The organism is Streptomyces sp. NPDC047981 (assembly GCF_040653315.1).
GTDB lineage: Bacteria > Actinomycetota > Actinomycetes > Streptomycetales > Streptomycetaceae > Streptomyces.
Genome location: NZ_JBEZNQ010000036.1, coordinates 1 through 26,044, shown reverse-complemented (window position 1 = coordinate 26,044; position 26,044 = coordinate 1). Strand labels below are relative to the sequence as shown.

The window sequence follows — 26,044 nt, the reverse complement described above, 5'->3', positions numbered from 1 at the left end:
TCATGCCTGCGGGCAGTGGGTCGCGACCAGAGCTGCCACGTCCGCCGCACGGGTCCGGACGAAGTAGTGCCCGCCCTCGTCGAAGCTGTGCAGGGCGACCGAGCCGGCCGTCTGCTCCCAGAGCTTGTAGCGCTGTTGCGGCTCCCGGGTCGTCGGGTCGTCGGCCGTGACGACCACCACCGTCGGAGTGATGAGCCGCGGCGCCCGCGGACTCTCCTGGAGGGACAGCAGGTAGCTGTTGGTCGAGCACACGTCGTGCCGGTAGGCACGGCTGACCAGGTCGGACCGTTCCGCCTTGAACAGGTCCAGTTCGACGTACGAGCTGTTCCCCCGCAGCCGTGCGGTGATCTCCGCGTTGCCGAGGGCCGTCACCTCCGCGCTCTCCCGGCGCAGTTCCGCGGGATCCTCCAGCAGCAGAGCCCCGATGAACAGCCGGTGCGCCGGACGGCCGGCGGCCTCGAGGAGCCGGGCCACCTCCGTCGCGTAGGCGCCGCCCGCGCAGTGGCCCCACAGCATCAGGGGGCCGTCCGGCAGCTCCCGTACCACCCGGCGGGCGATGTCGGCCACGTCCGCCAGGGGTTCGTCCGGGTGGCTGATGTCGTGCCCCGGCAGTTCCACGGCCGTGACCGCGATCCCCTCCGGGGCGAGCGCGCGGGCGAGGAGCTGGAAATTGACGGCGTTTCCGCCCGCGTAGGGGAAGCACACCAGCGTCGCCCGTGCGGAGTCGTCCGGCGGGGTCAGCTGCTGCAGCAGCTCGTCGGAGCCGACGGCGGCCGGCTCCGAGCCCGCCCCGCCCTGCCCGGCGGCGGCGTCGACCGCGGCGGCCAGGTCGCGCAGCACCGGATGGGCGACGAGCGTGCGCAGCGAGATCTGCCGGTCGAGCCGGACCACCAGCCGGACGGCGGCCAGCGAGGTGCCGCCCAGGGCGAAGAAGTCGTCGTCCCGGCCGATCCGGCCGACCAGGACGTTGAGCACCTCCGCCCAGGCCGTGGCCAGCCTGCGCTCGGTGTCCGTGGCCGGCGGCAGGTACGCGGCGACGCCCTGCCCCAGCTCCCCGGCCAGCCCGGTCAGGAACTTCTTGTCCGTCTTGCCGTTCTCGGTGAGCGGCAGGGCGTCGAGCCGGTGGAAGTAGGACGGGACCATGTACTCGGGCAGCGTCGCGGAGAGGAAGTCGCGCAGGTCGGCAGCCTGCAGGTCCTCGGAGCCGGTGTGGAACGCGACGAGATGCTTGCTGTCGTCGTGACTGCCCGAGATCACCACGGCCGCCTCGGCCACCCCGGGCATCTGCAGCAGCCGGTTCTCGATCTCGCCGATCTCGATGCGGTAGCCGCGGACCTTCACCTGTTCGTCGCGCCGACCGAGGAACTCGATGGTGCCCTCGGGCAGCCAGCGGCCGTAGTCCCCGGTCCGGTACAGCCGGGTGTCCTCCAGGTACGGGTCGGTGGTGAAGGCCAGGGCGGTGCGTTCCGGGTCGTTGATGTAGCCGCGGCCCACGCACATGCCGGAGAACGCGATCTCGCCGGGAGCACCGAGCGGGACGACCCGCAACCGCTCGTCGAGGATGTACGTGTTCACATTGCGCAGCGAGTGGCCGACATTGACCACCGCCAGATCGCGCTCGGGCACCCGGTCGAGCACCGCGTGCATGGTGTCGTCCGACACCTCCGTCGCGCCGTAGGCGTTGACCAGCCGGATGTCGGGGTAGAGCGCGAACCAGCGCTTGACCAGGCGGGCCTTCAGCGCCTCCCCGGTCACCGACACCGAGCGGAGGTCGCCCAGCGGGCGACGGCTCGCCTCCAGGCGGGCGAGCATCACGTCGAGATAGGCCGGCACGATCTGCACGACCTGGACCCCACCGCCCGCCACGACGTCGATGAACCGGTCGACGTCCAGCTGCGTCTCCGTGTCGACGATCAGCGTCGAACCGCCGACCAGCAGCGGGGCCAGCACCTGCCACAGCGAGATGTCGAAGCACTGCGAGGCGGTCTGGGTCACCACGTCGCCCGCGCGCAGCTCCATGTCGTCGACCTTGGCGTACAGGTGGTTGAGCATGCCCTCGTGCTCGCACATGGCGCCCTTGGGCGCCCCCGTGGAGCCGGAGGTGAAGTAGATGTAGGCGAGCTGACCGGGTGCCACGGCCCGGCGTGGCGCGTCGACCCGCGGGGTGCGGTAGGCGTCGGCGACCGGCACGATCCGGCACGCGCGACCGGTGTGGTCCACCGCGGCGTGGAGCACCGCCTCGCTGCCGGGCTCGGTGACCGCGAAACGGCAGTCGCTCTGCTCCAGTTGGCTGCTCACCCGGCCGACGGGGAAGTCGGGCCGGACCGGCAGATAGACACCGCCGGCCTTCAGCACACCGAGGGTGGCGGCGAGCCAGTCGAGGTTCCGGTCCATCACCACGGCGACGACGTCCTCGTCACGAAGGCCGTGCCCGAGCAGGGTGTGGGCGATCCGGTTGGCCCGTTCGTCCAGCTCCCGGTAGCTCCAGCGCCGTGCGCCGTGCGCCGCGGCCGTCTCGTCGGGGCGCCCGGCCACCTGTTCCTCGAAGAGCTCGACGAACAGCGGGCCGGGCAGCGGACGGCGTGGTCCGGAGAGTCCGCTCCGCTGGAACTCGAGCTCGCGGTCGGACAGCAGGCTCTGCTCGTGATGGGCCGCGTCCGGGTCGGCGGCGAGCAGCGTGAGAGCGGTGAGGTGGTAGCCGGCCAGCCGTGCGGCGTGCTCCTCCGTCATCGCGTCCAGCCGGTGGGTGAGCGTCAGCACCAGGTCGGCGTCGTAGTGGACCGAGTACGCCGCCGCCGGCTCCGGGGCGCCCTCGGTACGCAGGTCGAGCAGGGTCTCCGGCTCGGCTTCCACCTCCTCGGTCAGAGCGCGGGCCGCCTCGGCGACCAGCTCGCGCCAGGTGCCGTCGGCGAGGGTCGCGGCGTGCGCGGTCGCCCCTGCGCCGGTCCGCAGGCCGGTCACCAGCTGACGCTCGGAGGTCACGCCGCCCAGCACCTTGAGATGGGCCGCGAACAGCACGACGTCGATGGCGATGCCCAGCTGGTCGGCCCGTCGGCACAGCGCGGAGGACAGTTCGTCGCCCAGGGCCACTCGCTGCTGCGCGAGGCCGGGTTCGAGGGGGGCGCCGGCGATCGTCCACCGCGGCACCGCGGTTCCGGCGAGCGGCTGCGTGTCGGTCATCTCGTCTCCTGAGTCCTCTCAGCGGGTCGTCATGTGCAGCTGCGCCGCCGCCCGCTCGGCGCGGGCGGCGGCGGTGGTGGCGTCGGGGCCGGTCGCGACGGCGTAGCCGAACCGGTCCCGGAAGGAATGGGTGATCTCCAGCGCGGTCCCCGGAGCCACGGTGATCTCGGCGAACTCGACCCCGGGCAGGCGGCGGGCCTCCGCCAGGCCGCCGACGGCGGTGACGGTCCCCGCCCGGTCGGCCAGCGCGAACCGGATCGAGGCGTGGCACCGCCGCTCGGGCCGCGGAGACGGCGTGTCCCCGACGGCGCGGGCGACGGTGGCGGCCACCAGGTCGACGCCCGCGGCGCGGCCGACCAACGCCGGGATCATGCCGCCGGCCAGCCGGGGGTTGACCTCGATCACGACCGGGCCGTCCGCTCCGTACCGCAGCTCGGTGTGGGCGGGTCCCCAGCCGAGGCCGAGCGCCTTCACCGCGCGCAGGGCCGTCTCCGCCAGGTCCGGCGGAACGGACGGGGCGGGAAAGTCGTGCCCGGTCTCCACGAAGTGCGGCGGCCGCCCGAGGTGCTTGGCGACCACCCCGACCACGGTGTCGTCGAACGTCTCCACCGAGAACTCCAGCCCTTCGACGTACTCCTCGACCAGCGCCACCGCGGGCATCGCGCGCCCCCGCTCGTCCATGGGCGCGTCGAGCAGCGGGCCCGCGGCCTCCCGCACCTCGGCGGGCCCCGCGCACAGCCGGACGCCGACCGAGCCCGAGCCCGTGGTCGGCTTCACCACGACGGGAAAGCCGAGCTCGGCGGCCGCGAGGGTCGCTTCGGTGCGTTCGGTGACCGTTCGGTACGCGGGGACGGGGACCCCGGCGGCGGCGAGCGTCTCCCGCTGCCGGGCCTTGTCGCGGCAGCGCGCCAGCGCCGCCGGGTCCGGCGCCGCGAGACCCAGGTGCCGCGCGGTTCGGGCGGCGGGGGCGATGAAGTACTCGGAGCTGGACGTGACGCCCGCGAGACCCCCGTCGGCCGCGAGTTCCCGGCACGCGGCGAGCACGGCCTCCGGAGCGCCCGTGTCGAGGACGCGATGCTCCACGCGGTCCGCGGCCAGATACGGATAGCGCTCGGGGCGGTTCGCCAGCACCACAGGACGCAGCCCGCGATCGCGGGCGGCCCGGCAGAACTGGCGCCCCGAACCCGTCGTGTTGCTCTCGACCAGGGCGAACCAGGCCGGCGTCACCGACGGCCCCCTTCCTCGGGGGACGTCGTGCCCGCACCGGTGAGCGCGGCGAGGGCCGCGGTCAGTTCGCTGTCGGCCGCGTCCTGCGCCTTCCTGACCGCCCGCAGCCAGTCGGCGTGGCCGGCCAGGTCGGCGTACGCGCTGTCGAAGACCGAGCCGAACTCGCCCGGGCCGCCGCCGAACCGCTGCTCGGCCACGAGCGCGGGCAGCGAGATCTCCGTGTCGTGCAGCTCGGCCGGCAGGTCCTCGGCGGCGAGCCGCACCGCCCCGCGCCCGACGGCGCGTCGCACGGCCTCGCCCACCAGCTCGTGTGCGGTGCGGAACGGCATGCCCTGGCGGACCAGCCGGTTGGCGAGGGCGGTGGCCCCGACGAAGCCGTCCTCGGCCCGGGCGAGCATCCGCTCCGGCACCGGCCGGCCGCCGCCCACCAGGGCGCGGGCGAGCACGGTGCCCTCCAGGACCGCCCGCAGCCCCGGCCAGACCGCGGCCACCGCTTCGGTGCCGACCTCGATCGAGTTGGTGAACGGCGTCGCGCGCGTGGTGGCCGCCGCCGCCGTCCAGGCGCCGATCGCCGCCCCGGCCTTCGCCCTGACGTGCTCGAGCAGGAACGCGTTGCGCTTCTGCGGCATCGCCGAACTGCCTCCGACCAGCCGGTCGGGGAACGCGACGAAACCGAACTCGGCGCTGCTCCACAGCTGCAGGTCGGTCCCGAGCCGGCTGATCGTCAGCGCCGCCCCCGCGGCCGCCGCCAGCGCCCGAAGCGCCGTGTCCCGGCTGGCCACCGCGTCCACGGCGTGCCGCGCGGGTCCCGCGAAGCCCAACAGCCGTGCCGTACGGGCCGGGTCGATCGGCAGATCCGTGCCGGCCACGGCGCTCGCGCCCATCGGACAGCGGTCGAGCTCGTCCCCGCAGCGCCGCAGCGCCGCGATGTCCCGGCCCAGCGCGTGGGCGACGCCCGCCAGGTAGTAGCCGTACGTCACCGGCATCGCGGCCTGGAAGTGGGTGTGGACCGGCATGATGACGTCCCGGTGCGCCCGGGCGCGGGCCAGCAGCACCGCTTGGAGCCGGGCCGACTCGGAGACGAGTTCGGCGAGTTCGGCGCGCAGTCGCAGGGCGGTCGCCGAGGCCTTGAGGTCGTTCCGCGACCGTCCGGTGTGCAGCCGGCCCCCCGTGTCCGCCCCCAGCTCGGCCGAGAGCAGCTGCTCGTACGCCAGGTACAGGCCGCGCGGCGTGGGCGTGTGGTGCAGGGGGCGGAAGCCGTCGGCGCGCAGCCGCTCGATCAGGACGACGAGGGCGGCGGCGTCCGCGGCGTCGATCAGCTTGCGTTCGCTGAGCATCACCAGATGGGCCAGGTCGATCCGCGTCGTCAGACGCAGTTCGGCGGCGATCTCCTCCGGTGCGGGCTCGCCGTACACGATGGACTGGATGCGTGCTCCGACGGTGGCGGTGAGACGGCTCATCGGACTCCCTCCCGGGAAGGCTCGACCGGCCCGGCTGCCGGGACGACCTCGGCGAGGGAGCGGCGGCCCCAGGCGTACCGCGCCCACCGCCCGGCCGGATCGGTCGGGTCGGACATGTCGACGGGCGCGTCCGGCGCAGGCTCCGTGAATCCGTGTGCGGCCAGCCAGGTGTCGTCGTAGACCGTCTCCTGGTAGCGGTAGCCCTCGTCGGGCAGCATCACCACGACACGCGCGTCGGGATGTGCGGCGGCCCACCAGCGGGCCGCCAGATAGGCGGCTCCGCTGGTCGGCCCCTGGAACAGCGCGTGCCGAGCGTGCAGTCGGCGGGTCGCGGCGTACGCCTCGGCCGCCGTGCACCAGTGGACCTCGTCGAACGCGCTGTGGTCGAGATTGCCGGGCATGAGGCTGTTGCCGAGACCGCGCAGCGTCCGTGCGCCGTCCGGCTGCCCGAACAGCACGCTGTGGTCGGTGTCGACCCCGATCGCCCGCACCGGCCGCCCTCCGGAGCGCAGTGCCCCGACCGTGCCGCACATCGAGCCACCGGAACCCACCGGCCCCACCAGGCAGTCGACCTCGCCCAGGGTGCGCTCGATGTGCTCCGCGACGACGGTGTACGACGCCGGGTTGTCCGGGTTGTCGTACTGCTCGGGGCAGAAGGTGTCGGGTCGCTCGGCGCGGATCTCCGCCAGCCGCTTGAGCCGGGCCTCCTGGTAGCCGCCGATCTCGGCCGGCTCCGCGCAGATCTCCACCCGGGCACCGAGATCGGTCAGCCGGCGCAGCAGCGGCGCGTCGATCACCGGATCGCTGACCAGCGTCAGCCGGCGCTCCATCAGCGCGGACTGCATCGCGAGCGCCAGCCCGAACGTCCCGGACGTGGTCTCCACGACTTCCGTCCGCGGACCCAGGGCCCCGGTCCGCTCCGCCTTGAGCAGAATGTGCCGCGCCGGCACCAGTTTCATCAGTGTGAAGGCAGCGCCGTACAGATTGTGGCCGAGCCGGATGATCCGGGGAAGCAGCAGTGCCTCCGTCGTATCACGGTACGCATTTCCAGCCATTGTGCTCCCCTGGGAGACGGCCATTGTGGGTTCCACCCTCACCGACGGGTGGCCGGTGGGTCTGCTCAACAGTGAACAGACGGAGTTGCCGTTCCTGCCTACGTTTGCCGCCATGGGAGCCACGGAGGAGCAGAAGATTCTGGGAATCGTCCGCGACGTACTCGGCAAGCCCGGACTGGGCGTCGACGACGACCTGTTCGACCACGGAGGTACCTCGCTGTCCTTCGTGCGAGTGCTTGCCGAGATCAATCAGGAACTGCACGTCAGGGTGCGCACGGGTGACCTGCGGGGGGTGGCCACGCCGCGGCGGATCGCGGCGTGCGTCACCTCGGGACAGGCCGCCGCGACCGCCGACAGCTAAGGGGATCCGAGATGACGCAGAATGCCTCTCCGGGCGAGTTCGCGCTCACGCCCGAAGAGCTCGCTCAGTTCCATCGGAATGGCTTCTTCGGGCCGTTCAAGGTGTACGAGATCGAGGAAATGCGCAAGATCTGGCGCACCGAGCGGCTGTCATTGATGGATCGTTCCCAGGCGATCTACCAGGAAGAGGCCGCCCAGTCCGGAAACACCAACATCTCCAACTACGACCGGCACATGGACAATGATTTCCTGGCCGATCACGTCTGCAATCCGCGGATCACCGAAAAGGTCGCCGGCGTGCTCGGCCCCGACGTGCTCTGCTGGCGCACCGAGTTCTTTCCCAAGTACCCGGGGGACGAGGGGACGGACTGGCACCAGGCCGACACCTTCGCCAACGCCTCGGGCAGCCCGCAGATCGTGTGGGCCGGTGACGAGCACGTGCACTTCGGCGGCACGCTGACCGTCTGGACCGCCTTCACCGAGGCCAACGAGGACACCGGCTGCCTGCAGTTCATGCCGGGCACCCACCAGAAGATGATGTACGACGAGACGAAGAAGATGCACTACGACCCGGACCGCATCAATGCGGAGGTCAAGGGCGGCGTGCCGCGCGGATTCTTCGGCTACGACTACCGTGAGCTGCAGATCGACGAGAACTTCGTCCCCGACGAGTCCAAGGCCGTGCCGATGGTCATGCGGCCCGGCGAGGCCATCATGTTCTGGTCGACGCTCATGCACGCCTCGCTGCCGCACAACGGCAGGACCGAGGAGATGCGACTCGGCTTCGCCAACCGGTACGTGCCCACCTCGGTCCGTGTCTACCCGGACACCACCGAGATCATCGAGTACGGCGGCCGGGTCAGCCTGGAGCGCTTCGGCTCGGTCCTGGTGTCGGGCACCGACGCGTACGACCACAACGTGATCGCCACGCGGACCACCACCGGTCACCCTTTCACCACTCGCTGATCCACCCCGCCGCCCGGGAGATGCTGCGCGCGACCTCCGGTCCGCGCGGCATCGCGACTTCGAGGACCACTGGATGTTCGCCGCCATGGAAACCATCGCCGGCGCCGGGACCACGCTGCGCGGATACTCCGCAGGCGAGCCCGGCCGGCCGGCCGTCGTGATCGCCTCCGCCTGCGGGATGCCGGCCCGGCTCTGCGAGCCCTGGATGCGGCTGCTGGCCGCCTCCGGACACCATGTCGTGACCTGGGAGACCCGCGGGCTCTTCGGCGATCCCGGCCCCGACGACACCTTCGACGCCGTCGCCCACGACGTCGAGGCCCAGGCCGCCGACCTGCTGGCCGTCATGGAGCACCACGGCATCGCCTCCGCCCATGTGATGGGCCTCTGCGGAGGCGCCGTCATCGCCCTGCGCGCGGCGCGGCGACGGCCCGACCGCGTCGGATCGCTGAGCCTGTGGCACGGCGACTTCTCCGGCACGCCCGGCCCCATGACCGACCATCAGCAGAACCTGCGCGCGCTCCTCGCGATGGCCGCGCAGGGCCGGCCCGACGCGGCCATGATCAACACGGCGCTGGCCGAGAGCGCCCGCGCCGGCGTCCCGGCCGAGGTCGCCGAGCTCGTCATGTACCCCTACTCCACCGACGAGCTGTTCTACCGCTACAGCACGCTCACCCTGGCCACGATGACCGAGGACATCACGCCGGCGCTGCCCGCCCTGCGGATGCCCGTCCTCGTCGTCACCAGCGAGGACGACCGCACCGCGCACCCGGACGGCTCCCACCGGGTCGCCGCGGCCCTGCCCGGCGCCGAACTGCGGGTCGAACCGCACGGGGACCACATCTCCGTGTTCGCCGCCGGTCCCGGACTCCAGAAGATCCTGGCCGACTTCATCGGCGGCACGTCCGTGCCCACGACCCGGGCGTGAGCACCGCCCAGCAGCAGCCGTACGAGGGGGACCACGAAATGGCCGCGCACGAGGACATCGACTGCCGCATCCGGCTGACGCACGACGACTTCATCATGGCCAACCACGTGGTCCATGGAGTCTCCGTCCTGCCGGGTGTCACCTTCCTGGACCTCGTCCACCGGGTCCTGATCGCCCGGGGCCTCGACCCGGTGCGGTTCGCCCTGCGCGACATCCTCTTCTCCGAGCCGGTCGTCACCTGCGAGGGCCACGAGCGGGAGCTGCGCGTCACCGTGACCGCCGCCGCCCCCGGCCGGGCGCGGCGGATCACCGTGGAGAGCCGGTGGCTCCGTGACGGCGAGCCGTGCGCGCCCTGGCGGGAGAACGCCCGCGCCGAACTCGTCGACTGCGACGAGCCGCTGCCCCCTCCGCTGGACGTCCCGCGGCTCCGGGGCACCCTGGCGGACCGGCGGGACATGGACACGCTGTACGCCCGCACCCGCGGGGAAGGCATCCGGCACGGCGGCCCCATGACGTGCCTGGGCACGCTCCACCGGAGTGGGACCGAACTCCTCGCCACGCTGCGGCTCGACCCGTCGGGGGCGGGGACCGAGGGCGACTTCCACCTCCATCCGGCGAAGGCGGACGCCTCGACTCTCGTGGCCTTCGGCCAGAACGAGGAGGTCGGGGAGGAACCCTTCGTCCCCTTCCACATCGGGTGGTTCCGAGCGCCGCACGCGGTCCGCGGGGGCTTCCTCGTCCATGTGGCCCATCCCGAAGTGGCCTCGCGGTCGGGTGATCTCGTGCACAACGACTACACGATCCACGACGAACAGGGTCGGCTCCTGGCCGAGTTCAGGGACATGTCGTGCAAGCGCATCCGGCACGCGGGGCTGATCACCCGGCTGTTGGACGAGGTGCGCCCGACCCCGGCGGAGTCCGTACGTCAGCCGGCGCCGGAACCCACGCCGGGGGGCGCTTCTCCGGCGACGGCGACGGCGACGGCGGTGGCGACGGAGGTGGCGACGGCGACGGGGGTGGCGGTGGCGACGGCCTGCCTCGAGGAACTCATCGCCGGTGAACTCGGCCGCACGCCCGCCGACGTGCCCGACGACACCGGCTTCTACGACATGGGTCTGGACTCGGTGGCTCTGCTCGGCATCGGAGAACGGCTGGAGACCCTGGTCGGCGCCACGCTCTACCCGACGCTGCTCTTCGAGTACGGCACGGTCGCCGCACTCGCCCGCCACCTTGCCGACACCTACCCCCATGCCTTCACCTCCGTCCCCGGCGCCCCGGCGGAGCCCGCCGAGCACGGGCCCGGTCCGGCGGACCGCTCGGGTGAGGCGGTCACCCTCTGCCGGGTCGAGCGATGGGCCGACGCGCCCTGGCCCGACGCGGGCGACGGCTCGGGTGACCTCGTGCTGCTCGGTGCGGCGGAGCCCGAGGAGGTGGCCCCCGGACTCGGCACCGCGGGCCCGCGCTGCGTCACCGTCGAGCCCGGTCCCGCCTTCGCCCGCCTTGGGCCCCGCGCCTTCCGGCTCGACCTCACCGAACGGGAACAGCTCGGCAGGCTCCTCACCGCGCTCGCCGCCGACGGCATCCGGCCCTCCGGGTACGTGCTGCGTCCGCGGGACCGTCCGGCCGCCGAACTCTGGGCCCTGGCCGCCGCGCTCGTCGACACGCGGCCCGCCGCACCCACGCCCCTCCTCGTCACCACGGCCCTGCCCGGCCCGCCCGAGCACACGGCGCTCGCCGCCCTGGCCGCCACGATCGGCGCCGAGGTCCCGGTCCTGCGCTGCCGGCTCGTCGAGACCGACACCCCGACGGCCGCCGCGCTGCTCGCCGAACTCACCCGGCTCACCGCGGACATCGAGGACACTGAGGACGTCCGGACCGCCGAGCACTGGGTACGCCACAGGTCCGGACACCGGCAGGTCCGGCGCTGGACCACCGTGGACCCGGGCCAGGACCGCGACGCCGGGCAGCGGGAGGGCCGTACTCCCGAAGCCGGTACCCCCGAAGGCTTCACGGACGGCGGTGCCTACCTGATCACCGGCGGCGCCGGAGGGCTCGCGAGCCTGCTGGCCGAGCGCCTGGTCACCCGCCACCGGGCCCGGCTGGTGCTGGCCGGCCGCGGCACGGCCGGCCCCGGCCTGGAGGACCGCATGGCCGCCTGGCGCGGCCTCGGGGGCGAGGTCCGGTACGTCCGGGCCGATGTGTCGACGCGGGAGGGGGCCGACGCCGCGGCCGCGGCCACGCGTGCCGCGTACGGCCGGATCGACGGGGTCCTGCACTGCGCGGGAACGGTCCGCGACGGACTGTTCTTCCGCAAGGACCCGGCCGACCTCGCCGCGGTCTGCGCGGCGAAGGTCGACGGGACCGTCCACCTCGACGCGGCGACGGCACAGGACGACCTCCGGCTGTTCGTGCTGTTCTCGTCGCTGTCCGGCGTCGTGGCCAACAAGGGGCAGGCGGACTACGCGTACGCCAACGCCTACCAGTTCCACTTCGCTCGCCGGCGCGCCCTCGCCCGTACCGGCCGTACCCTCGCGGTGGCATGGCCGCTGTGGGCGCACGGCGGCATGCGGGTCGACGAGGCCGCGGTCCGCAGATCGGCCGAACGCACCGGCATGGTGCCCCTGCCGACCGCGGTCGGACTCGACGTGCTCGAACGGGCCGTGGCGGGCGGCGAGACGGCCCTCGCGGTCCTGCACGGAGACGCCGACGCGATGGCGGCCCTGCTCCCGACCGCGGCCCCCGGCACTGCTGCTCCCGGCCCGGCCGCCTCCGGTGCTCCCGGCCCCGCTGCAACCGTCGCCAACGGCTTCGCCGCTCCCGCTCCCGCTCCCGCCTCCGACGCGGACAGCGGGGACATCGCGATCATCGGTGTGGCGGGCCGCTACCCCGGCGCGCCCGACCTCGACACCTTCTGGCGCAACCTGACCGAGGGCGCCGACAGCATCGTCGAGGTGCCCCCCGACCGGTGGGACCACAGCGCCTACTACTCCGACGACAAGGACGCCGAGGGCCGCACCTACAGCCGCTGGGGCGGATTCCTCGACGGGGTGGACCGGTTCCACCCCTCGTTCTTCGGGATCTCCCGCAGGGAAGCCGAGCGGATGGACCCGCAGGAGAGGCTCTTCCTCACCACCGGCTGGCACGCGCTGGAGAACGCGGGCTACCCCGCCCGCACCCCTGCCACCCGCGACACCGGTGTCTTCGTCGGCGTCATGTGGAACCACTACCAGCTCCTCGCCGACCGGGCCGGCGGAGTCGCGCCCACCGCGATGCACGCCTCCGTGGCCAACCGCGTCTCGTACACGCTCGACCTGCACGGCCCGAGCATGGCCGTGGACACCGCCTGTTCGTCCTCCCTGACGGCACTCCACCTGGCCTGCGAGAGCATCCGCCGAGGGGAGTGCGCGCTCGCCCTCGCGGGGGGCGTCAACGTGTCGGTCCACCCGCAGAAGTACCTGCAGCTCGCCCAGGGCCAGTTCCTGTCGGCCGACGGCCGGTGCCGCAGCTTCGGTGAGGACGGCAGCGGCTACGTACCCGGTGAGGGCGTCGGGGCTGTGGTGCTCAAGCCGCTCGATCGCGCCCGCGCCGACGGCGACCACATCCACGGCGTCATCCGCGCCACCGTCCTCAACCACACCGGCCGGACCAGCGGGTTCACCGTGCCCAGCCCCGCCGCCCAGGGCGAACTCATCCGCGCCGCCCTGGACCGGGCGGGCTGGGACCCGGCCACCGTCGGCTGCGTGGAGGCGCACGGCACCGGGACGGCGCTCGGCGACCCGATCGAGGTCGAGGGGCTGCGGAAGGCCTTCGGGGACGGGCGCGCGGCGGAGGGCTCGGTGGCGCTCGGATCGGTCAAGTCCAACATCGGGCACCTGGAGAGCGCGGCGGGCATCGCCGGTCTGACCAAGGTCCTGCTCCAGCTCCGCCACGGTGAACTCGTGCCGTCCCTCCACGCGGACCGGCCCAATCCGCACATCGACCTCACCGGCTCCCCGTTCCGGATCCAGCGGACCCGGAGTCCCTGGCCCGCCGGGAGCACTCCACGACGCGCCGGTGTCAGTGCTTTCGGAGCCGGCGGCGCCAACGCCCACCTGCTCGTCGAGGAGGCGCCCCAGGAGGCGGAGCGTCCGACCGGACCGGCCGGGGAGCGGCTGTACGTGCTGTCCGCGCGCACCGCGCAGGAACTGCGCGCGTACGTCCTCCGGCAGCTGGACTTCCTCACCGGGACCGGCAGCTCCGTCCGCTGGGTCGCCGAGCGGGCCGCCTCCCTGCTGGGCGTCCCGGCCGAGGCGATCGAGCCGGACGAGCCGCTCGCCGACCTCGGCTTCGACGCGACCGGCCTGCGGGAGCTCGGCGAGGCGATCGGCGTGCGCCCGACACCGGGGCCGGACAGCACCGTCACCGAACTGGCCGCCCTCGCCGACGGGGGGCCTGGAGGCGGCGGCGCCGGCTGGGACGACCCGCACGTCCTCACCGACCTGGCGTACACGTCCCAGGTCGGCCGGACCCCCATGACGCACCGCCTGGCCGTGATCGCCTCCGACATCGCCGAACTGCGTGCGGGCCTGCGCCGGTACGCCGAGGGCGGGCCGCCCGGCGACCGTGCCCACTGGGCCGTGCCGGCCGCGACGGCGCGCGGCACCGGTGTCGAGGTCGACGCCGTCGCCGCGTTCCGGGCGGGGCGGCTCGACGAGGTGGCCGCGTACTGGGCCGCGGGCGGGGGCGTGGACTGGGCCGTGTGCCACGAGGGCGGCAGCGGGGCGCGTCGCCGTCCCATGCCGGGATATCCGTTCCAGGAAGAGGAGTTCTGGGTGGGCCGATGGAAGGGCGGGGACCGCGCGCCGGCGGCCCCCGCGGCCGAGGAAGCCCCCGAGGCCGTCGTGGGCGGTGGCGAGGAGGTGGAGTTCCGGCTCCTCGACGGAGGCATCGCGCTGCTGGTCATGAGCGACGCGGGCGGCAGCAACATGTTCACCGACGCCATGATGCGAGGTCTCCAGGACGCCTTCGCCCGCGTCGAGGCCGACGACGCCGTCCGCGCCGTCGTGCTCACCGGCACGGAGACCGTGTTCAGCATGGGCGCCACCCCCGAGGGCCTGGAGACACTGGCCGGCGGCGGCAGCCGGTTCACCGATGTGCCGTTCGTCTACGAGGGGTTGCTGCGTTGCAGCCGACCGGTGGTCTCCGCCTTGCGCGGCCACGCCTCCGGCGGCGGTCTCGCCTTCGGCCTCTACGCGGACCTGGTCGTGATGGCCCGCGAGAGCGTGTACAGCGCCAACTTCCTGAAGTACGGCTTCACCCCGGGCATGGGGGCGACCCATGTCCTCGACGAGCGGCTGGGCGGCACACTGGCGGCCGAGCTGATGTACACCGGCCGTCCCTACCGGGGAGAGGAGCTGGAACGGCGCGGTGCCGACGTCCTGTTCGCCGACCGCTCGGCGGTGCTCGCGACCGCTCTCGGCCTCGCGCGGTCGGTCGCGGAGAAGCCGGCGGACGCCGTCCGCGTGCTCAAACGGGACCTCGCCGACCGGGCCCTCGCGCGGCTCGCCCCCGTCATCGCGCGCGAATCGGCCATGCACGAACGGGTCTTCGGCAGTGACTCGGCGAGCCGCATCCAGGAGCACTTCCAGAAGGTGGACCGCTTCCGGTCCGGCGCGAAGGAGACACCCGGGGGCACGGAGCCGACGCCCGTGGCCGCGGTGGCCGTGCCCTTGGCGGCGGTGGCCGTGCCCGTGGCGGCGATGCTCCCGGCCGCGGGGCCGGACCCCGAGCGGATCGCCGAGGTCGTGCGCGACGTGCTCTGCGAGAGCCTGTACCTGGCCCGCGAGGAGATCGATCCGGAGCTCAGCTTCAGCGAGATGGGTCTGGACTCGATCGGCGCGGTGGAGCTGGTACGGGCCGTCAACAAGGAGTTCGGCCTGGACATCGACTCGGTCGCCGTCTACGACCACCCGACCCTGCCGCGACTCGTCGGGTACGTGCGCGAGCGGATCGACCGCGACCTGACCCTGGTCGCGTCCGCGACGGCCCCCCTGGCCCCGTCCGTCCCCGCGCCGACCGCCTCCCTGCCTGAGACCGTCCCCGCGCCGACCGCCTCCCTGGCCGAGGCCGTCCCCGTGCCGGTCGCCCCTGCGCCGGTCGCCCTTATGCCTGAGCCCGCCCCCGTGCCTGAGGCCGTCCCCGCACCCGTCGTCCGCACCGGCACGGTCACGCTACCCGTACCCTCCGCCGCTGTCGCCACCGCGCCCCCGCCCGCGAGCGAAGCCCCGGCCGGGGTCGCGTTGAGCGTCCTCCCGGAGCGGGCCGCGCCTCTTCCCGAGCCGAGGGTGGCGGACGACGCCGCCACGGCGGACATCGCGGTCATCGGCATGGCGGGCCGGTTCCCGGACGCCCCCGACCTGGACGCCTTCTGGGACAACCTCGCCGACGGCCGCAGCAGCGTCCGCGAGGTGCCGGCCGAACGCTGGGACCCGCGGGAGTTCTACGACCCCGACCGGCGGGCAGTGGGCCGCACGTACAGCAAGTGGGCCGCCCTGCTCGACGGGGTCGACCGGTTCGACCCGCGGTTCTTCCGCATGTCGCCCCTCGAGGCGGAAGCGATGGACCCACAGCAGCGGCTCTTCCTGCAGACCGCGTGGCAGACCCTCGAGGACGCCGGCCACGCCGGGGAGGCGCCGGGCGGCCGCCGCTGGGGCGTGTACGTCGGCTGCGCCACCGGCGAGTACCTGGACCTGCTCAGGGCGGACGGGCAGAGCGAGACCGCCCATGCCTTCCTCGGCAACTCGGCCTCGGTACTGGCCGCCAGGATCGCGTACCACCTCGATCTCACCGGTCCCACGATGGCGATCGACACCGCCTGTTCCTCGTCCCTCGTCGCCGTCCACCTGGCCTGCGAGAGCATCCGCTCCGGCGAGTGCGACGCGGCGCTCGCCGGGGGCGTCGCGCTGATGCTGACCCCGCGCATGCACATCCTGACGAGCAAGACCGGCATGCTCTCGCCGACGGGCCGCACCGCCCCGTTCGACGCGTCCGCCGACGGCATCGTGCTGGGCGAGGGAGTCGGCGCCGTACTGCTCAAGCGCCTCGACCGCGCCCGGGCCGACGGCGACCGGATCCACGGCGTGATCCGTGGCAGCGGCATCAACGGGGACGGACGGACCAACGGCATCACCGCGCCCAGCGCGGCCGGCCAGGCAGCCCTCATCGAACGGGTCCGGACCCGGGCCGGCATCCGTCCGGAGGACATCACCTACGTCGAGGCCCACGGCACGGGCACCCCGCTCGGCGACCCCATCGAGGTCAAGGCACTCGAGCAGGCCCTCGGCAACGGTGGATCGCCGGGTGACCACCCGTGCGGCCTGGGCTCGGTGAAGGGCAACATCGGCCACACCACGACGGCGGCGGGCGTCGCCGGGCTGCTCAAACTGCTGCTCGCGCTGCGACACCGACAGCTGCCGCCCTCGGCCAACTACACGCTGCCCAACCCGGAGATCGATTTCGGGCGGGGCCGACTGCGGCCCGTCACCGCGCTCGGTCCCTGGCTGCCCGGCCCGTCGGGCGAACTCGTGGGCGCCGTCAGCAGCTTCGGATTCAGCGGCACCAACGCGCACCTGTTGGTGGCGGAACCGCCGCGCCACGACATCACCCCGCCGGAGGCCGCCACCGTGATGATCCCGCTCTCCGCCCCGAACCGCCCGGCCCTGGTGCGGTCCATGACGGCGCTGGCCGACCGGCTGGCCACCGACCGGCCCGCCCTCGCGGACGTGGCCGTGACGCTCGCCGCGGGACGCCCCCACCACGTCGTCCGGGAGGCGTTCGTCGCCACCGACACCGACGACCTCGTGGACCAGTTGCGCGCCGCGATCGACGGCCGGCCGCGTCGGGCCGGCACCGGCGCGGAGGAACGGGCGGCCCAGCGCTACCTGGCCGGCGAGACCCTCGACTGGACGGAGCTGTACCGGGAGACCGGCGGCCGCCGGACGTCCCTGCCGGGCCACCCGTTCGACATGGGCTCCTACTGGGCGGGGCGGACCTCCCCTCCGGCCCCCGAGACGATCGCCCCTCCCGCCCCCGAGACGACCTCAGTGCCGGCCCCCGTCGTGCCGACCGCTGTCCCGACCCCCGCGCCGGCCCCCGCGCCGTCTCCCACCCGCGCCGGCGCCGCAGGACCGGACGACTGGATGGCGACGGACCACCTGGTCGACGGCAGGCCGCTGTTCCCGGGCGTCGCCGTCGTCGAACTGGCGCTCAGGGAGGCCGGGACAACCGCTCCCGCGCGCATCCGCCGGATGCGGTGGCTGAAGGCCCTCGACGTGACCGGCGGCCGTACCCCGCGGGTGGTGGTGGACGGGGAGCGCTTCACCCTGTCGGACGGCCAGGACGGCGTGGTCCGCGCGAGCGGCAGCCTGCACGCCGGCGCGCCGGGAGCGCCGGAGCGGCTGGATCCCGCGGCGATCGGCGCGCGCTGCCCGGACCGCCGCTCCGGTCACGACCTCTACGCCGCCTTCGCCGCGGCCGGTATCGAGTACGGCCCGTCCTTCCGGGCGCTCGAAGAGGTCCGCCACGGTGCGGACGAGGCGCTCGGCGTACTGACCCTGCCGCCCGCCAGGGCGGCGGAGGTCCCCGGCCGGCCCCTGCACCCCGTGGCGCTGGACGCCGCGCTCCAGGCCGTCTCCGCGCTGTCCGCCGAGACGGGGCCTCAGGTGCCCTTCGCGCTCCGCGAGCTGGAGATCCACGGTCCGGTGCCGAGTACGGGGTACACCCATGTCGTACGCGACGGGGACGGGTTCACCGTCCGGCTGGCCGACCGGGACGGCCGTGTCGCCGTCCGCTTCACCGGCCTGGCCCTGCGCCCGTCGCGCCCGGCTTCGGCCTCGCACTCCGCGCCCGAAGGGGCCGGAGCGCTCGTCCACCTGCCCGGCTGGCACGAGGCCGGGCCCGCCGCCGGCCGGGCGGGTGACGGAGCCCCGGCGCGGGTCCGGGTCGTGCAAGGCGCGGGTACCGCGGAGCTGGCCGAGGCGCTGGTCGCGGCGCACCGCGCCGCCGGTGACCACGCGGCCGCGGTGACCGCCCTCGACCCGGGCGACGCCCCCGGGACCGTCTACTTCCTCGCCTGCGAGCCGTACCGCGGCCGTGCCGTGCACGACGACCCGGCCCCCGTCGAGCTCCTGCGCGCGCTCAAGGCGCTGATCTCGACGGGCGCCGCACGGCCGGTCACCCTGAAGGTCGTGCTCGCCGGGGCCCTCGACACCGGTGACGGCGCGGCCCGTCCGCACGCCGCGGGGCTGCTCGGCATGGCCGGTTCGGCGGCCGCGGAGTACCCCGCCTGGACGGTCGGCTGCGTCGACGTGGGCGCCGAGCCGTGGCCGGCCGCCGAACTGGCGGCGCGGCTGGTGCGCGAGCCGGCCGCTGACCGCGTGGTGGCCCTGCGCCGCGACGGCCGTCGGCTGATCCGTACGGTCGGATCGGTGGCCGCGCCGGCGAGCGGTGCCCGAGGCGGCGAGACCGCCGGCCCCTACCGGCGCGGCGGGCACTACCTGATCCTGGGCGGCACCGGCGGCATCGGCCGGGAGCTCGCGCGCCACCTCGCCCGGACCGTGGGTGCCCGGCTGACGGTCGTGGGCCGTCGGGCGGCCGACGGCCGTGTGGCGGAACTCCTCGGCGAGGTCGAACGCCTCGGCGGGCAGGCCGTGTATCTGCGGGCCGACGCCACCGACCCGGCCGCGCTGCGCGCGGCGGTCCGCGACGCCCGCCGCGCGTTCGGCGCGCTGCACGGGGCGTTCCACGCGGCGATGGTGCTGGGCGACCGCACGCTCGTCAGGATGGACGAGCCCGGGCTTGCCGAGGTGCTCGCCCCGAAGGTGGCGGGCGCGGTCGCGTTCGGCGAGGTCCTGCGCACCGAGCGGCCGGACTTCCTGGCCTTCTTCTCCTCCGCGGTGTCGTTCACCGACTCGGCGGGTCAGGCCAACTACGCGGCCGCGAGCACCTTCGAGGACGCGTACGCGGCCGAGCTGCGGCGCCGCTGCCGTTTCCCCGTCACGGTCGTCAACTGGGGCTACTGGGGCGGTGTCGGGGTCGTCGCCGACGAACGGTACGCCGCGCGGCTCTCCGGGTTCGGCGTCGGGTCGATCGGGCCTGAGGAGGGCATGACCGCCCTGGACGCGCTGCTCCGCGACGCCGTGCCCCAGGCCCTGGTGGTCCGTGCGACCGCCGAAGGACTGGCCCGGCTCGGCGTGGCCTCCGCACCCGCCGTCGCGGGCGTGGCTGATCCGGTGGCCCGGGCCAGGGAGGCCTTCGCGGCCCTGGAGCGCCTCGCGCCCGCGCTGCTCGACCGGCGGCTGCGCCGCGCGCTCGGATCGCTGGACGGGACCGTGGAGGAGCTGGCCGGACGGCTCGGGGTCCGGCCCGAGCAGCGGCGCCTGTTCGACGCGCTCCTCGCGCTGCTCCAGTCGGAGGGCCGCGTCCGGCGCACCGGAGACCTGATCGGCGAGGTCCCGGATCGGCCCGAGCCGGACGACGACCTGATGGAACGTCACCCCGATCTCGCCCCGCACGTGCGGCTGCTGCGACGGTGCGTCGAGGCGCTGCCCGACGTGCTGTCCCACCGCACGCGCCCCACGGAGGTGCTGTTCCCCGGCGGCTCGGCCGAACTCGTCGAGCAGGTCTACCGGGGGCAGGCCTCGGCCGACTTCTACCACCGTGCCATGGCCGAGGAGGCCGCGGCGGCGGTCACGAGGATCCACGCCCGCACCGGACGACCCGTGAGGCTCCTGGAGATCGGCGCCGGCACCGGGGCCGGCAGCGGCTTCGTCCTGCGTGCGTGCGCGGACACCGGCCTTCCGGTGGAGTACCGCTACACCGACATCTCCACGGCCTTCCTGCGGCGCGGCGAGGACGCCTTCGCGTCGGCACACCCCTTCGTACGCTTCGAGCGCCTCGACATCGAACGCGACCCGGAGGAGCAGGGTTTCCCGCCGCACGGCTTCGATCTGGTCCTCGCCACCAACGTGCTGCACGCGACGGAGCGCATGGACCGAACGCTCGGTCACGTACGGCGGCTGCTGGCTCCCGGCGGCGGTCTGCTGGTCAACGAGGTCACGCGGGCCGGGCACTTCCTCACGCTCACCTTCGGCCTCACGCCGGGGTGGTGGCGGTACGAGGACACCGAGCACCGGTTGCCGCACGCCCCGCTGATCGGCCCGGCCGCCTGGCAGAGCCTCCTCGGCCGGGCCGGGTTCGAGGGCACCCGCGTGCGCGGCTTTCCCGGCACGGCGACCGAGGACCTCGAGCAGTGCCTGTTCGTCGCCGGAGCGGGCGACGCGGGCCCGCCCGCCGACCGGGCGTCCGCGGCGCCGCTCGCTGCCTCGGCGGAATCCGTGCGGGGATACGTGCGCGAGGTCTTCGCCGAGGTGCTCCGGTTCGCCGAGGCCGATCTCGACGACGCGGTGACCTTCGAGAACTACGGGGTCGACTCCCTGGTCAGCCTGGACATCCTGGCCCGCTTCGAGAAGGACCTCGGGCCGCTGCCGGCCACTCTGCTCTTCGAGTACCTGACCATCGCCGACCTCGCGGACCACTTCGCCGAGACGTACCCGATACCCGGCCCCACGCACGAGCCGATACCCGGCTCCGCGCACGAGCCGACGCCCGGTGCGACGACCGAGCCGGCCCCCGGTCCCGCGGCCGAGCCGACTCCCGGAAGCGTGGCCGAGCCGCGGCTGTCACGTCCCGTGGCCGAGCCGGTGGCCGTCCAGCCGCACCCGCACCCTCACCCGCACCGGCCGGGCGCCGCCGCCGAGCACCGTGACGACGACATCGCCGTCATCGGCGTGGCCGGGCGCTACCCCGGGGCGGACAACCTCGACGCGTTCTGGGCACTGCTCGCCGAAGGGCGCAGTGGGATCACCGAGGTGCCGGCCGACCGCTGGGACTGGCGGACCACGTTCGATCCGGAGAAGGGCCGGCCGCAGCGGTCGTACAGCCGCTGGGGCGGATTCCTCGACGGAATCGACCTGTTCGACCCGGCGTTCTTCGGCATCCTGCCCCGCGACGCGGCCGACATCGACCCCCAGGAGCGGCTCTTCCTGGAGACCGTCTGGAACCTCCTCGACCGCGCCGGTCAGCTCGGCGACGACACGAGGGAGCGCCGCACCGGTGTGTTCGTCGGCACCATGTACGGCTCGTACGGCCAGCTCGCCGCCACCGGCTGGGCCGAGGGACGGCTGTCCGGTGCCCACTCGGCGTACTGGTCGATCGCCAACCGCGTGTCGTACGCCCTCGACCTCAACGGGCCCAGCTTCGCGGTGGACTCGGCGTGCTCGTCCTCGCTCCTCGCGGTCCATCTGGCCTGCGAGAGCATCCGGCGCGGCGAGTGCCGGACCGCCGTCGCCGGAGGGGTCAACCTGATCCTGCACCCCGCCCACCATGTGTCGCTGTCGTCCAGGAACATGCTCTCCGCCGACGACCGGTGCAAGGTCTTCGACGCAGGCGCCGACGGCTTCGTCCCGGGCGAGGGGGTCGGCGCGGTGCTGCTGAAGCCGCTGCGCCAGGCCGTCGCGGACGGCGACGAGATCTGGGCCGTCCTCAAGTCCGGCCTGGCCAACGCGGGCGGCAAGACCGGCGGTTACACCGTGCCGAACCCGAACGCGCAGGCGGCGCTGATCGCGGAGGCCGTCCGGCGCGCCGGCGTCGACCCCGGCACCATCGGTTACGTCGAGGCCCACGGCACCGGGACGGAACTCGGTGACCCGATCGAGATCGCCGGGCTGAGCCGGGCGCTCGGGGCCGCCACCGGTGACGGCGTCATGTGCGCCGTCGGCTCGGTGAAGGCGAACATCGGGCATCTCGAGGGTGCGGCGGGCATCGCCGGCCTGACGAGGGTGCTGCTCCAGCTCCGCCACGGCCGGATCGCGCCCGTCGCCGGTCTGGGTACGGTCAATCCGAAGATCCTGCTCGATCCCGCCCGATTCACCCTGCCCGTGGAGCTGTCCCCGTGGCCGAGCGCCGGCTCCGCTCCGCGACGTGCCGGGGTCAGCTCCTTCGGGGCGGGCGGTGCCAACGTGCACCTGGTCGTGGAGGAGTACCGGGACGACCGGGAGCAGCCCGAGCCGCTCCCCGGCGAGCAGCTGTTCGTCCTCTCGGCCCGCACCAGGGACCAACTGCTGCGGTACGCCGGTCTCGTCGCCGCGCGCCTCGAAGGACCTGGGGCCGGTGAGCGGCTCGACGAGGTGTGCTTCACCAGCCAGGTGGGCCGCAGGGAGTTCCCCGAGCGGCTGGCCGTTCGGGCCGGAGACGTCGCCGAACTGGCCGCCCGCCTGGCCGCGGTGGCCTCCGGCTCCGTGCCCGGGGGCGTCCTGATCGGGACGGCGTCCGGTGGGAGGACGGAGACCGCGGTCGGGGCGGCGTCCGGTGGCGGGACGGACACCGGTGGCGACGACCCGGCGGTGCGCTGGGTGCGCGGCGGCGCCGTCGACTGGCAGGCGCTCTGGTCGTACCCCCGGCCCCGTAGGGTGGAGCTGCCGCCCTACCCCTTCGAGCGCACACGGCACTGGCTGCGGCTCGGCCCCGGGGCGGGCCTGCCCACGGCAGCCGAACTCCCCACGACCGCCGGTCCGCGAGCGACGCCGGACGGGGCCGCGGCCCCAGCGCCGGAGACCAGGACCGTCTACCGCAGGCCGGTGTGGGAGGCGGCATCCGTCACGCGGGCCGTCGGCGCGCCGAAGTCCCTGCTGGTGACGACCGACGAGCCGGAGCTCGCCACCGCGCTCGCTCGGGCGTCCGCAGAGGCGGGGATCCGCTGCACCGTGATCGGCACGGGCGAGACGCCGTCCGTCCTGCCGGACGCCGTCGTGCACACCGGCGACGTCCACACCTTCGTACGGCTGACGGCGGACCTGCTGCGCGAGCGGCCGGGCGCCGCGCTCCGGGCGGTCCACACCCACCTGGGGGCCGATCCGGAGCAGATCGCCGTGGCGGGCGCGATCCGCACGCTGGCACTGGAGCACAGCGGCTTCCTCGGCTCGCGCGTGGAGTTCGAGACGGGGACGGACGCCGGGACCAGGGCCGGCCTGCTGCTCGGCGAACTCCGCGACGAGGAGGCGGAGGTCCGCCACCGCGGCGGGGAGCGCCAGGCCAAGCGCCTGGAGGAGTTCACCCCGCCGCCCGCCGACGGCCCCCTCGTGCGGACGGGCGGGACGTACCTGATCACCGGTGGGGCCGGGAGCCTCGCGCTGCACGTCGCCGAACACCTCGCGTCCCAGGGGCCGGTACGGCTGGTCCTCGCCGGGCGGTCGGAGCCCGGCGCGGCGGCGGCCGCGCGCATCGCGGCCCTCCACCGGGGCGGCACGACCGCGGAGTTCCACAGGGCCGACGTGTCCCGCGAGGACGACGTGCGGCGCCTTGTCGCCGCCGTGGGAAACCTCCACGGGGTCGTGCACGCCGCGGGCGTGACCCGCGACTCGCTCGCCGTCCGCAAGACCGAGGAGGAGATGGCCGAGGTCCTCGCCCCCAAGGTCACCGGCGCCCGGCTGCTCGACGAGGCCACCGCCGGCCGGGACCTCGAATTCTTCGTCCTGTTCTCCTCCGTCGTCGGTGAGACCGGCAACCCGGGCCAGGCCGACTACGCGACGGCCAATGCCTTCCTGGACGCCTTCGCCGCCCGGCGCGAGGAGCGCCGGCTGCGCGGCGAACGCTCGGGCCGCACGCTGTCCGTCGGCTGGCCCCTCTGGGCCGACGGCGGCATGACGGTGGACGCGTCCACCCGCGCGCTGTTCGCGCGCCGCTGGCGGATGGTCCCGCTGCCCACCGCGACGGGCCTGGAGGCCCTGGGGCGCGGGCTGGCCTCCCGCGAGCCGTCCTTCCTCGTGGTCGAGACCCTGACCGAGGTGCCCGCCGCCGCGACCACGGCCGAGGTGGCAGATGGACGTGACGTCCGGGCGATGCTGCGCCGTGCGGCGTCGGAGTTCCTGCTGGTCGACGAGAGCGAGGTCGCTCTGGACGACGACCTGATGGACTCCGGCTTCGACTCGATCTCGCTGAGCGAACTCATCAACCAGGTCAACGAGGAGTACGGCCTGGACCTCCTGCCCACCGTGCTCTTCGAGTGCGCCAGTCTGGAGGCGTTCGCCCGGTATCTGGAGGACCACCACGACGCGCCCCGCCCCGCGGTGATCGAGGCGCCTCTCGTACATGAGCCTGTCGTACCGGTCCCTGCCGTACCGGTCCCTGCCGTACCGGTCCCCGTCGTACCGGCGCCCCTCCCGCGGACCGCCGAGCACGCTCCGGACGCGAAGGCCGCTTCGGACGCCGGTGCGGTGGCCGTGATCGGTATGGCCGGCATCCTGCCGGGCGCCGCCGATCTGGCGGGCTTCTGGCAGCGCGTCGAGGCGGGGGAGGACCTCGTCGGCCCCGCCCCGGCCGACCGGCTCGAACTGCACGCGCACCCGGACACCGCCGGACTGCGCGGCGGCTTCCTCGACGACGTCGCGGCCTTCGACACCGAACTCTTCCGGATCTCCCCGGCCGAGGCCGCCCTGATGGACCCTCAGCAGCGGCTGTTCCTGCAGACCGTGTGGAAGGCGGTCGAGGACAGCGGTCACCGGCCCGACGCGCTGGCCGGCAGCGACACCGGGCTCTTCGTGGGCGTCTCCACCACCGACTACGCCGACCTGCTCCGCCTGCACGGCACACCGGTCCAGGCCCACACCGCCAGCGGCATCGCCCACTCGATCCTGGCCAACCGCGTCTCGCACGTCCTGGACCTGCGGGGTCCCAGCGAGGCGGTCGACACCGCCTGCTCCAGCTCCCTGGTCGCCCTGCACCGCGCCGTACGGGCCCTGGCCGCGGGCGACTGCTCGCTGGCCGTCGCCGGCGGGGTCAACCTCCTGCTGAGTCCGGGCCTGTTCACCGCGTTCGGGCAATCGGGCATGCTCAGCCCGGACGGCGCCTGCCGGACCTTCGACCGGGACGCCGACGGGTACGTGCGCGGCGAAGGTGTGGGCGCGGTGGTCCTCAAACCGCTCGCGGCGGCGGAGGCCGACGGTGACCACATCTACGCGGTGGTGCGCGGCACCGCCGTCAACCACGGCGGACGGGCCGCCTCCCTGACGGCGCCCAACCCGGAGGCGCAGGCCCACGTGCTCCTGCGCGCCTACCGGGAGGCGGGCGTGGACCCCAGGGACGTCAGCGCCGTCGAGGCGCACGGCACCGGGACCCGGCTGGGCGACCCGGTGGAGGCCGAAGGCCTCAAGAAGGCGTTCGAGACCCTGTACGAGGAGGCCGGGCTGCCGCCCGCCGCGACCCCGCACATCGCACTCGGCTCGGTGAAGACCAACATCGGGCACCTGGAGGCGGCGGCCGGGGTCGCGGGCCTGCTCAAGACGCTCCTCGCGCTGCGGCACGGCGTCCTCCCGCCGAGCATCCACTACAGCGAACCGAACCCCTATCTGCGCCTCGACGGGACGCCGTTCTTCGTCAACGACCGGGCGAGGTCCTGGACCGGCGACCGGATCGCCGGAGTGAGCTCCTTCGGCTTCGGCGGCACCAACGCGCACGTGGTCCTCGGCTCGTACACCCGGCCTGCGGACGGGGCGGCCGGGACCACGGGCGAGCCGCAGCTGCTCGTCCTCTCCGCCCGTTCCGCGCGGGCGCTGCGGGAGTACGCCGCGGCCCTCGCGGCGGACCTGGAGCGGATGCCCGAGCCCGACCTGGCCCGGGTCGCGTACACCCTCCAGGTCGGCCGGATCCCGTACCGGCACCGGGCGGCCCTGGTCGCCGCGTCGGTGCCGGACGCGGTCCGGTCGCTGCGCGCCCGGGCCGACGGCGCGCCGCACGGCCCGGTGCGCTAGGCGGCGGAGGACGCCGGGCCCGCCGCGGCC

8 protein-coding genes are annotated in these 26,044 nt (G+C 74.2%); 4 read left to right on the top strand and 4 right to left on the bottom strand.

Features of this window, described 5'->3' with window-relative positions; genetic code table 11:
• Genes AB0E14_RS21970 through AB0E14_RS21955 form a run of 4 tightly spaced genes read right to left on the bottom strand, consistent with a single transcriptional unit; the run spans nucleotide 1 to nucleotide 6,922 of the window.
• On the bottom strand, nucleotides 1-3,180 hold the full coding sequence (locus tag AB0E14_RS21970) for an amino acid adenylation domain-containing protein (protein ID WP_362420499.1): 3,180 nt from the start codon (nucleotides 3,178-3,180) through the stop codon (nucleotides 1-3).
• A gap of 18 nt (nucleotides 3,181-3,198) precedes the next feature.
• The gene (locus AB0E14_RS21965; protein WP_362420496.1) at nucleotides 3,199-4,407 is read right to left on the bottom strand and encodes an ATP-grasp domain-containing protein; all 1,209 of its coding nucleotides are present in this window, start codon (nucleotides 4,405-4,407) and stop codon (nucleotides 3,199-3,201) included.
• Nucleotides 4,404-5,867, bottom strand: a complete 1,464-nt coding sequence (locus tag AB0E14_RS21960; RefSeq protein ID WP_362420493.1) for a lyase family protein — start codon at nucleotides 5,865-5,867, stop codon at nucleotides 4,404-4,406. Before AB0E14_RS21960 ends, AB0E14_RS21965 begins: the two co-directional genes overlap by 4 nt.
• The gene (locus tag AB0E14_RS21955) at nucleotides 5,864-6,922 is read right to left on the bottom strand and encodes a cysteine synthase family protein (protein WP_362420490.1); all 1,059 of its coding nucleotides are present in this window, start codon (nucleotides 6,920-6,922) and stop codon (nucleotides 5,864-5,866) included. Before AB0E14_RS21955 ends, AB0E14_RS21960 begins: the two co-directional genes overlap by 4 nt.
• 25 nt (nucleotides 6,923-6,947) lie before the next feature.
• On the opposite strand from AB0E14_RS21955, the gene AB0E14_RS21950 reads away from it, so the two are divergent.
• The 4 genes from AB0E14_RS21950 (at nucleotide 6,948) to AB0E14_RS21935 (ending at nucleotide 26,014) form a co-directional block, all read left to right on the top strand.
• A complete protein-coding gene (locus tag AB0E14_RS21950; protein ID WP_362420487.1) occupies nucleotides 6,948-7,283 on the top strand; it encodes an acyl carrier protein in 336 nt (111 codons plus the stop codon).
• 11 nt (nucleotides 7,284-7,294) lie between these two features.
• Entirely contained in the window at nucleotides 7,295-8,248 is a 954-nt protein-coding gene (locus tag AB0E14_RS21945; protein ID WP_362420484.1) for a chlorinating enzyme, read from the top strand.
• Between the two features lie 85 nt (nucleotides 8,249-8,333).
• The gene (locus AB0E14_RS21940; RefSeq protein WP_362420481.1) at nucleotides 8,334-9,173 is read left to right on the top strand and encodes an alpha/beta hydrolase; all 840 of its coding nucleotides are present in this window, start codon (nucleotides 8,334-8,336) and stop codon (nucleotides 9,171-9,173) included.
• A complete protein-coding gene (locus AB0E14_RS21935) occupies nucleotides 9,170-26,014 on the top strand; it encodes an SDR family NAD(P)-dependent oxidoreductase (protein WP_362420478.1) in 16,845 nt (5,614 codons plus the stop codon). The genes AB0E14_RS21940 and AB0E14_RS21935 overlap by 4 nt, the downstream gene beginning before the upstream one ends.
• The last annotated feature ends 30 nt before the right edge of the window (nucleotides 26,015-26,044 follow it).